This is a genomic window from Actinomadura sp. 7K534 (assembly GCF_004348575.1).
GTDB classification, from domain to species: domain Bacteria; phylum Actinomycetota; class Actinomycetes; order Streptosporangiales; family Streptosporangiaceae; genus Spirillospora; species Spirillospora livida.
Genome location: NZ_SMKB01000221.1, coordinates 1 through 11,586 on the forward strand (window position 1 = coordinate 1; position 11,586 = coordinate 11,586).

Below are 11,586 nucleotides of genomic sequence, written 5' to 3' on the forward strand. Positions count from 1 at the left end.
GCGTCCAGCGCCTCCCGCGGGAACCGCGACTCCTCGTCCACCTCCGCCGCGAAAGGAGCGATCTTGGCATCGGCCAGCTCACGCACCGTCCGCCGCAGCAGCTCATGCTCCTCCGACGGCGCGTACGTGGGAAAGTCGCTCATCGTTCCTCCGCGGTGCCCCGGGCCGCGTCCGCGGCCATTTAGTTTGACGACCAATATTTGGACGCCAAAGTAAGCGAGAGTGCGGCACGAGGTCAAGGCGAGGCCGGGCGATGCGCGTCACACGTGGCCGGCACCGTCCCCCAAGTGGTCCAGGAGCCTGGCCAGCGCCGGGTTGTCGTTGCCGCGCCGCCAGGTGAGGCTCAGCTCGACGGGATCCGGCCCGGCGACGTCCACGGGCCGGAACGTGAGGCCCGCGTAGCGCAGCCGGGCCGCGGCGGCGGGCACCAGCGCGAGGCCCCAGCCGCCGTTGACCAGGGCCAGCACGCTGTGGACCTGGCTGAGGTACTGCGCGTACACCGGGGTGACGCCCGCCTGCCGGAACAGGCTGATCAGCAGCTCGTAGAAGTAGCGCGCCTCGACCGGCGAGTACATGATGAACGGCTGCCCGTCGAGGTCGGCCGGCCGAATCGGACCGTCCCCCGCCGCGAGGGGGTGGTCGTTGGGGATCGCGGCCAGCAGCGGCTCGCGGTCGGCGCTGCGCTCCGCAAGGTCCGGGTCCGTGACGGGAGGGCGGACCAGGCCGAGGTCGAGGGAGCCCTCCGCCAGGGCTTCGACCTGGTCCCTGGTCACCATCTCCCGCAGGACGATCCCGACGCCGGGCAGCTCCGTCCGCGCGACCTCCAGCAGCCGGCCGAGCGTCGCGTACGCGCTGGCGGCGGTGAACCCGATCGTGATGCTCCCCGCCTCCCCCGCCGACACCTGCCGGACCGACATCGCGGCGTGGTCGGCCTGGTGCAGCAGCCGGCGGGCCTCGACCAGGAACGCGCGCCCGGCCGGGGTGAGGCGCACCGAACGGTTCGTCCGGTCGAACAGCCGCACCTTCAGGTCGTTCTCCAGCAGCTGGATCTGCCGGCTCAGCGGCGGCTGCGTCATCCGCAGCCGCTCGGCGGCCCGGCCGAAGTGCAGTTCCTCGGCGACGGCCACGAAGTTCGCGAGCTGGTTGAGCGTGAACATCGATTCCCTACGGGTATCAGTGAATGCCTATTTCGTGTTGGACCTGGATCAATCGGCCATCCTAACCTCGGGCCATGAAGCAGACCGCGCCCGACGAGATCGCCCGCCGGCTCGGCTCCGGGCTCCTGTCGTTCCCCGTCACCCACTTCCGCGACGACCTGTCCTTCGACGAGCCCGCCTACCGCGAGAACATCGCCGGGCTGGGCCGCGCGGGCCTCAGCGGCCTGTTCGCGGCGGGGGGGACGGGCGAGTTCTTCTCCCTCACGGCCGACGAGGTCCGGCGGGTCGTCCGCGCGGCCGTGCGGGACGCGCCGGACGGCGTCCCCGTCATCGCGCCCGCCGGGTACGGCACGGCGACGGCGGCCGAGATGGCGCGCGACGCCGAACGCGCGGGCGCGGACGGCATCCTGCTCTTCCCGCCCTACCTGACCGAGGCGTCGCAGGAGGGGCTGGCCGCCCACGTGCGGGCCGTGTGCGCCGCGACCCGCCTCGGCGTGACGATCTACAGCAGGGCGAACGCCGTCTACCAGGACACGACCGTCGCCGAGATCGCCGACGCCTGCCCGAACCTCGTCGGGTTCAAGGACGGCGTCGGGAACCTGGAGCTGATGACGCGCATCAGGGCCCGGCTCGGCGAGCGCCTCGTCTACATCGGCGGGCTGCCGACCGCCGAGACGTTCGCGCAGCCCTACCTGGAGATGGGGGTGACGACGTACTCCTCGGCCATCTTCAACTTCGTGCCGGACTTCGCGCTCGGGTTCTACCGGGCCGTCCGCGCGCACGACCGGGACGAGGTGCGGCGCCGCCTGGAGGAGTTCGTCCTGCCCTACTGCGAGATCCGCAACCGCCGCGCCGGCTACGCCGTCAGCATCGTCAAGGCGGGGATGCGGGCCGTCGGCCGCCCGGCGGGGCCCGTGCGGCCGCCGCTGACCGACCTGACCGAGGACGAGTTCGACGCACTGGCACAACTCGTGCAGAAGGCGAAATGACCCCGGTCAGCGACACCAAGGGCGGCAGCGGCCGATGACCGAGGTCGTCCTCCTGTTCGCCGAGATCGGCACGGAGGACGGCCACGAGGGCGTCGGGTTCGGCTACTCCAAGCGGGCGGGCGGACCCGGGCAGTTCGCCCAAGCCGCCGAGATCGCGCCCGCGCTCATCGGCGAGGACGCGGCTTATGCGAGCGAGCCGTGGGTGGAGCATTTCGACTGGCTCGACCCGCTGTTCAACGAACGAATGGCGACCCGGGCGGCCGCATGCACATCCCCTCCCGGCCCGGCCTCGGAATAACGCTCAGCGAGCGTGCCCGCGTCTGGACGACGGAACGGATCGCCGTCGGCGGAAAGGGTTGACCGGACAGGACTCGAACCTGCGACCCGCTGCTTGTAAGGCAGCCGCTCTCCCGAAACTGAGCTACCGGTCAATGGTGCCCTCCGGCGGGCGGTGGCGTCCGCCCGCCTGGGCATGGGAGGACCGGCCGGGGGTCGTTACTCCCGCCGGTCCAGTCCAGAGCCGCACTCGAGAATCGAACTCGATACCCCTGGTTGGAAGCCAGGTGCCTCACCATTTCGGCTTGTGCGACATAACACGCTTTCGTTACTCATATGGTGTGGCAGTTACCGCCGAGGCGCAATCGGTTTTACCCGGGCCCGCACCGGGGCCCGCGATTCACGGGCCCCGGTGCGGAGGGGGGTATTGCGCGTCAGACGGCCCGGCGGCGCGAACGCGTCCGGCCACGTCCGGGGGTCAGCAGCCGCTGGATGACCCTGAGCGGCAGGGTGATGATGCTGACGATCGTGCCGAGGATTGCGCTGAGCGCTCCGCTGATGCGGCGCATTGGATTCACTCCTTCGAGTCGTCCTGTGCCGCCCTATACCCGCACATGACGTTTTACACAGGCTTTGCCGCAATGACCACTGTGACGTGGAACTCGGCGGAGACCGACACGGCGGCGGTCAGGCCGCCGCGCTCGGCGGCGGCGACCGCGGCGGGGGCCTGCCGCTCGCTCGTCTCGAAGAGCAGGTGGCCGCCCGGGACGAGCCACTGCGACGCCTCGGCGGTGACGCGGCGCAGGACGTCGAGGCCGTCCGCGCCGCCGTCCAGGGCGATGCGCGGCTCGTGGTCGCGCGCCTCCGCGGGCATCAGGCGGAGGTCGCCGGTCGGCACGTAGGGCACGTTGACGAGCAGGATGTCGACGCGTCCGCGCAGCGCGTCCGGGAGGGGGCCGAAGAGGTCGCCCTCGTACACCTGCCCGCCGAACGGCGCGACATTGCGGCGGGCGCAGCGCACCGCGGCGGGTTCGATGTCGGCCGAGTGCAGCGCGAACTCGTCCAGCCCCGCGACGAGCGCGACCCCCAGCGCGCCCGAGCCGCAGCACAAATCGACGACCACCGGCCGGGGCGGGGCCAGCGCCTTGGCCTCCCGGACGAGGAACTCGGTGCGGCGGCGCGGGACGAACACACCGGGGTCCACGGCGATGCGCAGGCCGCAGAACTCCGCCCAGCCGAGGACGTGTTCGAGGGGCAGCCCGGCGGCGCGCCGCTCCACCATCGCGGACGCGTCGTCCGGGGTGCGGGCCGTGGCGAGGATCAGCCGCGCCTCGTCCTCGGCGAACACGCACCCTGCGGCGCGCAGCGTGGCGGCGACGGCCGACTCGGTGGGAGGTCCGGTGGGAGGTACTGACATGGGCGTCGGCAACTGTATCCCGGCCGGCCGGTCCGGAGCATGGGCGGCCCGGCGCGAGAATGGGGCCGGGGAACGGGAGAGGAAGGGGAGGACTTGCCGGAGAGGCTCGACCTGAAGGCCGATTGCGCGAACTGCTTCGGGCTGTGCTGCGTGGCGCTGCCCTTCGCCGAGTCGGCCGATTTCGCGGTGGACAAGGACGCGGGCGAGCCGTGCCGGAACCTCCTCGCCGACTTTCGCTGCGGCATCCATGCGAACCTCCGCGAGAAGGGGTTCCAGGGCTGCACCGTCTTCGACTGCTTCGGGGCCGGGCAGAAGGTGTCGCAGGGCACCTTCGGCGGGCGGGACTGGCGGCGGGCACCGGAGGTCGCGCGCCAGATGTTCCAGGTCTTCCCGGTCATGCGGCAGCTGCACGAGCTGCTGCGCTACCTGGACGAGGCGCTGGCCCTGCCGCCCGCCGAGCCCGTCCGCGGCGAGGTCCGGCGGGCGCTGGACGACGTCGTCCGACTCACCGGGGCGGGCCCGGCCGAACTCGTGGACCTGGACGTCGCGGCGGTGCGGGAAAGGGTGAACGTCCTGCTGCTGCGGGTCAGCGAGCTCGTCCGGTCCGGCGTCCCGGGCCGCCCGAAGAGCATGCGGGGAGCCGACCTCATCGGCGCGAAGCTGACGGGCGCCGACCTGCGCGGCGCCGACCTCCGGGGCGCGTACCTGATCGCGGCCGACCTGCGGCGCGCCGACCTGCGGGCGGCGGACCTGATCGGGGCGGACCTGCGGGACGCCGACCTGCGCGGAGCCGACCTCACCGGGGCCGTCTTCCTCACCCGCGCCCAGCTCGACTCCGCGCGGGGCGACTCCCGCACGCGCGTACCGGCCGCGCTGGGCAGGCCCGCGCACTGGTGACCCGCGCCCCGGGCGGCCGCTGATCTTGTTTAGTGCCGCGGCCACGGGGCATTTTCGCAGCGCACGTCATCGGGGGGCTGCATGACGCGGGTGAGATGGTGGGGTACGGGCGTCGTGGCGCTGGTCCTGCTGATCCTCTGCGGCGGGCTGGCCCTGGTGAACGCGGCGCTGGGGAGCGGCGGCAGGCCGATGGGGCCCGGGACGGTCCTGTCCGCGGGCACGCCGCGCGACGGGATGCGCCCGGTGACGTTCGTCGTCCCGACCGGGGACTGGCTGCTCAGCCCGGCGGACACCACGCTGACCAGCAACATCAAGCTCCTCAGCGGCGACGTCACGGTCAACCTGAACGTGGTGGTCCCGCTCGGCAGGCTGGACGCGCGGCGGCTGTGGGACGGCCTCGGCCGGATCGTCGAGGCCGGCGGGCAGACGCGGCTCGGCGCGGGCCCCGCCCCGCTCATGACCGCGGACGGCCTGACCGGCCTCACCGGGAGCATCACCGGACGGGACCGGACGGGCACGGCCGCGGTGTTCGCGACGGCCACGCTCGGCGCCACGATGACGGCCGCGGGCCCTCCGCACGCCTACGTGCGGCTGGCCCCGGAGATCGAGGCGATGATGCGGACCGTGCGGATCAGGTCGCCGTGGCCGTGACGCGCCGCCCCGCGTTCTGGCTGTGGGCGGCGGCGTGCCTGATCGGAGCCTGGATCGCGTGGCGGGGGCTGGACGCGGTGGTGCGGGCGTTCCCGGTGGGCTCGGTCGCCGGGCTGGTGCTGCTGGTGCCGACGCTGGCCGCGGGGTTCTGGGCGCTGCGGCGGCTGCACCCGGTCCGGTCACTTCCGATCGGCTACGCGCTGATCGCGGTGTCGTGGGGCGGGCTCGCGGCGTTCGGGCTGGCGCTGCCCGCGAACGCCGCGTTCCAGGCGGTGATCGGGAAGACGGCCGGGCCGGTGTTCAACGCGGCGTGGGGCGCGTCCATCGCCGCGCCGGTCGACGAGGAGATCCTGAAGCTGCTCGGCGTCGTCACGCTGGCGCTGATGGCGCCGTCCGCGGTCCGCGGGCCGCTGGACGGGTGGGGCTACGGCGCGCTGGCCGGGCTGGGCTTCCAGGTGTCGGAGAACTTCCTGTACGTGCTCAACACCATCGTGCTGACGGGCGCGACGCAGGACGTGAACGCGGCGCTGTTCTCGTTCGGCAGCCGGGTGGTCGGCGGCGCGTGGTGCAGCCACTGGGCGATGACGGCGGTGGGCGGCGCGGGTCTCGGGTGCCTGCTCGGCAGGCCGTCCCGGGTCAGCGCCGCGGTCGCCGGGGGCGCGTTCGTCCTGGCGATGGCGCTGCACTCCTGGTGGGACTCCCCCATGCTGTACGGCTTGCTGCTGCTGCCGGTGAAGGGCGCCCCGATCCTGCTCGCGGCCGTCGTCGCGTACCGGCTCTCCCGGCGCCGCTACCTGTCGCATTTCCGGCGCACGACGCACGCGGAGACCGTCCGGGGCGTCCTCGTGCCGGGCGAGGGGCACGTCCTCGCCTACCGCAAGTGGCGCGAGAAGGAACGGTGGGAGGTGCCGGCCGGGGAGCCGCGGCGGCTGCTCGCGCGGCTCCGGGCCGCCGAGCTGGAACTGATCGAGGACGGGCTCGGCGGGCTGGAGCGCGATCCCGGGGCCGCCGAGCGGCTGCGGGACGACGTCCGGGACCTCCGCCGGCTCCTCAACGCCTCCGAGGGACGGCCCCGGGTGGCCTGACGGGGGCGGCCGGCGGCGTCGTTTGCCGCAGGTGGCCGGGGGTACCGCCCAGCGGAGATCAGGGGTTGGCCAGGGGAGACGCACGATGGCGGGACGGAAGGGAAGGGCGAGGGTCGAGCTTCCGGCGAGGCTCGTCCACGGCGTCAACGACAGGCTCGGGACGACCCGCTTCCTCCACCAGAACCTCCGCAAGGCGTTCCCCGCGCACTGGTCGTTCCTGCTGGGTGAGATCGCGCTGTACTCGTTCATCATCCTGGTGATCACCGGGATCTTCCTGACGATGTTCTTCAAGCCGAGCGGTATGCCCGTCGTCTACGAGGGCTCCTACGCGTCGCTGCGGGGCCTCTCGATGAGCGAGGCGTACGCGTCCACGCTGCACATCTCGTTCGACGTGCGGGGCGGCCTGCTGATGCGGCAGATCCACCACTGGGGCGCGATCGTCTTCCTGGCCGCGATCACCATCCACCTGCTGCGCATCTTCTTCACCGGGGCGTTCCGCAAGCCCCGCGAGATCAACTGGCTGATCGGCGTCACGCTGTTCGTGCTGGCCCTGGCCGAGGGGTTCGCCGGCTACTCGCTGCCCGACGACCTGCTGTCCGGCACCGGGCTGCGGATCATGGAGGGCGTCGTGCTGTCCATCCCGGTCGCCGGCACCTACCTGGCCATGTGGGTCTTCGGGGGGCAGTTCCCGGCCAGCGAGGACTTCCTCCCGCGGCTGTTCACCGTGCACATCCTGCTCGTCCCCGGGCTGCTGATCGCGCTCATCACCGCGCACCTGATGATCCTCTGGCACCAGACCCACACGATCTGGCCGGGCAAGGGCAGGCGGGAGCGGACGGTGTCCGGTGAGCCGACTTTTCCGCACTTCGCCGCGCAGAGCACCGCCTACTTCCTCTTCACGTTCGGCGTGCTGGCCGGCCTGGGCGCGTTCGCGCAGGTCAACCCGGTATGGCTGTACGGCCCGTACGAGCCGGACCAGATCTCGACCGGCTCGCAGCCCGACTGGTACGTCGGGTTCCTCGAAGGCTCGCTGCGCACCATGCCGCCGCTGGAGACGAACCTGTTCGGGCACACGATCCCGTGGAACGTGCTCGTGCCCGCCGTCGTCCTGCCGGGGGTGTTCTTCACGCTGATCGCGATGTACCCGTTCGCCGAGCGCTGGGCCACGGGGGACGAACGCCTCCACCACCTGCTCGACCGGCCGCGCAACGCCGCGACGAGGACCGCGATCGGCGCGGCCGCCGTCGCCTGGTACGGCAACCTGTGGGCGGCCGGCGGCAACGACGTCATCGCCTACATCTTCGGCATCCCGCTGTTCTGGACGACCTGGTTCTTCCGCGCGGGCTTCGTCGCCGCGCCGGTCCTGGCGTTCGTCGTCACCCGGCGGATCTGCCTCAGCCTGCAGCGCCGGGACCTGCGGGATCGCCGCGAGGGCGTGGAGAGCGGCCTGATCTCGCTGACCCCGGAGGGCGGGTTCCGCGAGCGGCACGAGCAGCCGTCGGACGAGGAGGCGGCGCTGCTGCGGACCCGGCGGCCGGCCGAGCTCGTCGCGCCCTACCCGAACCACCTCGTCCCGCTGCCGACGCCGGACCGCGCCCGCACCCAAGTGCGGACGCGCGCCAACCGCTTCTACATGAACTACCAGGCCGAGTCGTACGGCGGCGGCCAGGGCGACCTGAGCCGCGACCCGCGCGACGGGGCCCCGCGGCAGGAGGACGACGGCCGCTGACCCCTCAGTCCCCGGCGGGTGGCGGAAGGGACGGCTCCGCCCGCTGAGGCGGTTCCAGGGCCGGGTGATGCAGGTCGAACGCGGGGCGGAAGGAACGGATCCGCGGCATCGTCGTGAAGTTGTGCCGGGGCGGAGGGCTGGACGTGGCCCACTCCAGCGAGCCGCCGGCCCCCCACGGGTCGTCCTTCTCCACGGGCGCGCCGCGCCGGTGCGTCCGCCAGACGTTCCACAGGAACGCGAACGTCGACGCGCCGAGGACGAACGACCCGACCGACGAGACGGCGTTCAGCGCGGTGAACCGCTCGGGGTAGTCGGCGTACCGGCGGGGCATGCCCTCGGCGCCGAGCCAGTGGTGGACGAGGAACGTCGTGTGGAACCCGACGAACAGCGACCAGAAGTGGATCTTCCCCCAGGTCTCGTCCAGCATCTTCCCGGTCAGCTTCGGCCACCAGAAGTAGAAGCCGCCGAACATCGCGAACACGACGGTGCCGAAGACGACGTAGTGGAAGTGGCCGACGACGAAGTAGGAGTCGGTGAGGTGGAAGTCCATGGGCGGGGACGCGAGGATCACCCCGGTCAGGCCGCCGAACAGGAACGTGGCGAGGAACCCCAGGGCGAACAGCATCGGGGCCTCGAACGTCAGCTCGCCCCGCCACATCGTGCCGACCCAGTTGAAGAACTTGATGCCGGTCGGGACGGCGATCATGAAGGAGGTCAGCGAGAAGAACGGCAGCAGGACCCGGCCGGTGGCGAACATGTGGTGCGCCCAGACCGTCATCGACAGCCCGGTGATCGCGATGGTCGCCGCCACCATGCCGAGGTAGCCGAACAGGGGCTTGCGGGCGAACACCGGGATGATCTCGGTGATGATCCCGAAGAACGGCAGCGCGATGATGTAGACCTCGGGATGGCCGAAGAACCAGAACAGGTGCTGCCAGATCAGCTCGCCGCCGTGCGAGGGGTCGTAGACGTGCGCGCCGAGCTTGCGGTCGGCCATCAGCGCCAGCAGCGCGGCGGCGAGGACGGGGAACGCCAGCAGCACCATCACGCTGGTCAGCAGGACGTTCCAGGTGAAGATCGGCAGCCGGAACATCACCATCCCGGGGGCGCGCATGCCGATGATCGTCGTGATCAGGTTGACCGCGGTGAAGATCGTCCCGAAGCCGGACAGCACGAGCCCCATCACCCACAGGTCGCCGCCGTGGCCCGGCGAGTAGTCCGACGACGAGAGCGGGGCGTAGGAGAACCAGCCGAAGGCCGCCGCGCCGCCCGGCACGACGAAGCCCGCCAGGACCAGCAGCGCGCCGAACAGGAACAGCCAGTAGCTGAGCGTGTTGAGCCGCGGGAACGCCACGTCCGGGGCGCCGAGCTGCAGCGGCACGATCACGTTGGCGAACCCGGCGAACAGCGGGGTCGCGAACAGCAGCAGCATGACCGTGCCGTGGATGGTGAACATCTGGTTGTACTGCTGGTTGTCCACCAGCTGCAGCCCGGGTTCCAGCAGCTCGGCCCGGATCACCATGGCCATCAGCCCGGCGACGAGGAAGAGCGTGAACGAGGTGGCGAGGTACAGGTGGCCGACGACCTTGTGGTCCGTCGTCGCCAGGATGTTCCCGATCCTCGTGCCCCGGCGGTGGAGCGCGAGCGCGTCGGCGACGCTGGTGTCGTCCCTCCCCTGCACGGCCGTCATCCAGCCTGCCCCCCTGTGCGTGCCCGTCGGCGCCCACATACCAAGGACGCCCCGCTTCAAACGCCGCGGGCGGCGGCACGGGCGGGAATCGCGGGCGGTGTTCCCGGGCAGGACGGCGGCATGGAGCAGATGACGTTGAGCAGCCCCGTGTTCGCCGCCGACGGCCTCATCCCCGTGACGCACTCGCACGAGTCGGGAGACATCTCCCCCGAGCTGAGGTGGTCCGGGGTGCCCGCCGCGTGCCGCGAGCTCGCCCTGTCGTGCGAGGACCCCGACGCGCCCGGCGGCACGTTCGTCCACTGGATGCTGGCCGGGATCTCACCCGACCGCGAGCGGCTGGCGGCCGGGGAGGAGCGCCCGCAGATCGCCCGGGGCCGCAACGGCTTCGGCGACCTCGGCTACGGCGGCCCTCAGCCGCCCGCCGGGGACCCGCCGCACCGCTACGTCTTCACCCTGTACGCGCTGCAGTGGCCGTCCGGCCTGACCTCCGGCTTCTCGATGGACGACATGCGCGCGGCCCTGAAGGACAAGGTCATCGCGACCGCCACCCTCGTCGGCACCTACGTCCGCTGACCCTCCGGCGCCGGGCCCGCCGCGGTCAGGGGACGGCCCGGTCAGGGGACGGCGCGCAGGTGCACGTCCCGGAGGACGACCGGGCTGTGCTCCGGGAGGTCCTCCGGATCGCGGCCTTCGACCAGCGCGTCCAGCCGGTGCAGGAACAGGCCCTCGCGCAGCGCCCACGGGCAGATGGCGAGCCGGTCGAGCCGGAGGACGTCCATCACGCCCTCGGCCACGATCGCCCCCGCGAGGATCTGCCGGGCCCGCGACGCCTTGATGCCCGGCAGCGCGGTCCGCTCCGCGTCGGACAGCCTCGCCAGCCGCGGGATCCAGCGGCGCAGCTCGCCCCGGTCGAGGTGCCGCTCCCGGTAGGGGCCCGCCTTCGCCTTCGGGGCCCCGCAGAGCCGGGCGAGCTGGGCGAACGTCTTGGACGTGGCCACGGCGGTGGCGGGCGGCGGCAGCTGCGCGATCCCCAGCGTCGCCTCATTCAGGACGGACCGGACGTGCGCGCTCAGCGCCCTGCGGGTGCTCTTCGGCACCGGCGGGCTCGGCGGCAGGTGGTGCCGGGTGAGCCGACCCGCGCCGAGGGGCAGCGACAGCGCGATGTCCGGGTGCTCTCCGGCGCCGACGGCGAGCTCCATGGAGCCGCCGCCGATGTCGGCGAGCAGCAGCGGGCCCGCCGACCAGCCGCGCCAGCGGCGGGCCGCGAGGAAGGTCAGCCGCGCCTCCTGCTCGCCGGTGAGGAAGCCGAGGCGGACGCCGGTGGCGGCGCGGACCTCGCCGACGACGTCGTCGCGGTTGGCCGCGTCGCGCAGCGCGGACGTCGCGAACGGGATCAGCTCGCCGACGCCGAGGGCCGCGGCGGAGGCGACCGACTCGCGCACCGCGCCGATCAGCCGGCCGACCGCGGGGCGGTGGATGACGCCGTGCCGGTCGGTGGCCTCCGCGAGGCGGACCGCGGTCTTCACCGACCGGACGCCGGTGGGCGGGAGCCCGGGGGCCAGGTCGGCGATCCGCAGATGGGCCGAGTTCGAACCGATGTCCAATACGCCGAGGCGCAGGGGGGCGTCTTTCATGGGCGTGCTTTACCCCGTCTTGACGTACTCACTCGGCGTGGCGGGCCGACCTGCGGCGGGG

Annotated in this window: 13 protein-coding genes and 2 tRNA genes; 7 read left to right on the forward strand and 8 right to left on the reverse strand. The window is 72.4% G+C overall.

The window, feature by feature from the left end:
- Both E1266_RS29830 and E1266_RS29835 read right to left on the reverse strand, forming a co-directional pair.
- Nucleotides 1-143, reverse strand: a 143-nt coding sequence (locus E1266_RS29830; RefSeq protein WP_165966260.1) for an acyl-CoA dehydrogenase family protein, incomplete at its 3' end; no start/stop codon positions are given.
- A 117-nt stretch (nucleotides 144-260) separates the two neighbouring features.
- Nucleotides 261-1,157: a LysR substrate-binding domain-containing protein gene (locus E1266_RS29835; RefSeq protein ID WP_132052685.1), complete on the reverse strand. Its 897-nt coding sequence runs from the start codon at nucleotides 1,155-1,157 to the stop codon at nucleotides 261-263.
- Between the two features lie 74 nt (nucleotides 1,158-1,231).
- Between E1266_RS29835 and kdgD the strand changes: the two genes are divergently transcribed.
- The gene (gene kdgD, locus E1266_RS29840; RefSeq protein WP_132052687.1) at nucleotides 1,232-2,146 is read left to right on the forward strand and encodes a 5-dehydro-4-deoxyglucarate dehydratase; all 915 of its coding nucleotides are present in this window, start codon (nucleotides 1,232-1,234) and stop codon (nucleotides 2,144-2,146) included.
- Nucleotides 2,147-2,180: 34 nt separating this feature from the next.
- Nucleotides 2,181-2,444 (forward strand): hypothetical protein, encoded by a 264-nt coding sequence (locus E1266_RS39955; protein ID WP_279436361.1) that lies wholly within the window; start codon nucleotides 2,181-2,183, stop codon nucleotides 2,442-2,444.
- A gap of 58 nt (nucleotides 2,445-2,502) precedes the next feature.
- Here E1266_RS39955 and E1266_RS29855 read toward each other — a convergent pair.
- The 4 genes from E1266_RS29855 to E1266_RS29865 all read right to left on the reverse strand — a co-directional run bounded on the left by E1266_RS29855 (nucleotide 2,503) and on the right by E1266_RS29865 (nucleotide 3,839).
- Nucleotides 2,503-2,577 (reverse strand) — tRNA-Val (locus tag E1266_RS29855).
- An 87-nt stretch (nucleotides 2,578-2,664) separates the two neighbouring features.
- Nucleotides 2,665-2,736, reverse strand: a tRNA-Gly gene (locus E1266_RS29860).
- Nucleotides 2,737-2,856: 120 nt separating this feature from the next.
- Nucleotides 2,857-2,991, reverse strand: coding sequence for an LPFR motif small protein (locus E1266_RS39960; protein ID WP_279436362.1), 135 nt, complete (start codon nucleotides 2,989-2,991; stop codon nucleotides 2,857-2,859).
- 53 nt (nucleotides 2,992-3,044) lie between these two features.
- Nucleotides 3,045-3,839, reverse strand: a complete 795-nt coding sequence (locus tag E1266_RS29865; protein ID WP_132052689.1) for a putative protein N(5)-glutamine methyltransferase — start codon at nucleotides 3,837-3,839, stop codon at nucleotides 3,045-3,047.
- 39 nt (nucleotides 3,840-3,878) lie between these two features.
- Between E1266_RS29865 and E1266_RS29870 the strand changes: the two genes are divergently transcribed.
- The 4 genes from E1266_RS29870 (at nucleotide 3,879) to E1266_RS29880 (ending at nucleotide 8,201) form a co-directional block, all read left to right on the forward strand.
- Nucleotides 3,879-4,736 (forward strand): pentapeptide repeat-containing protein, encoded by an 858-nt coding sequence (locus tag E1266_RS29870; RefSeq protein WP_132052691.1) that lies wholly within the window; start codon nucleotides 3,879-3,881, stop codon nucleotides 4,734-4,736.
- 81 nt (nucleotides 4,737-4,817) lie between these two features.
- Nucleotides 4,818-5,387 (forward strand): hypothetical protein, encoded by a 570-nt coding sequence (locus E1266_RS38330; RefSeq protein ID WP_165966261.1) that lies wholly within the window; start codon nucleotides 4,818-4,820, stop codon nucleotides 5,385-5,387.
- Nucleotides 5,378-6,472: a PrsW family intramembrane metalloprotease gene (locus tag E1266_RS29875; RefSeq protein WP_165966262.1), complete on the forward strand. Its 1,095-nt coding sequence runs from the start codon at nucleotides 5,378-5,380 to the stop codon at nucleotides 6,470-6,472. Before E1266_RS38330 ends, E1266_RS29875 begins: the two co-directional genes overlap by 10 nt.
- Before the next feature lie 85 nt (nucleotides 6,473-6,557).
- Nucleotides 6,558-8,201 carry a ubiquinol-cytochrome c reductase cytochrome b subunit gene (locus tag E1266_RS29880; RefSeq protein ID WP_132052695.1) on the forward strand — a complete coding sequence of 548 codons (1,644 nt, stop codon included), beginning with the start codon at nucleotides 6,558-6,560 and terminating at the stop codon, nucleotides 8,199-8,201.
- Nucleotides 8,202-8,205: 4 nt separating this feature from the next.
- On the opposite strand, the gene ctaD is transcribed toward E1266_RS29880, so the two are convergent.
- Nucleotides 8,206-9,891: a cytochrome c oxidase subunit I gene (gene ctaD, locus E1266_RS29885; protein ID WP_132052697.1), complete on the reverse strand. Its 1,686-nt coding sequence runs from the start codon at nucleotides 9,889-9,891 to the stop codon at nucleotides 8,206-8,208.
- Nucleotides 9,892-10,011: 120 nt separating this feature from the next.
- Between ctaD and E1266_RS29890 the strand changes: the two genes are divergently transcribed.
- On the forward strand, nucleotides 10,012-10,464 hold the full coding sequence (locus E1266_RS29890; RefSeq protein WP_132052699.1) for a YbhB/YbcL family Raf kinase inhibitor-like protein: 453 nt from the start codon (nucleotides 10,012-10,014) through the stop codon (nucleotides 10,462-10,464).
- A 41-nt stretch (nucleotides 10,465-10,505) separates the two neighbouring features.
- Here E1266_RS29890 and E1266_RS29895 read toward each other — a convergent pair whose 3' ends face one another.
- Nucleotides 10,506-11,525, reverse strand: coding sequence for a Ppx/GppA family phosphatase (locus E1266_RS29895; protein ID WP_243719048.1), 1,020 nt, complete (start codon nucleotides 11,523-11,525; stop codon nucleotides 10,506-10,508).
- Nucleotides 11,526-11,586 lie beyond the last annotated feature (61 nt).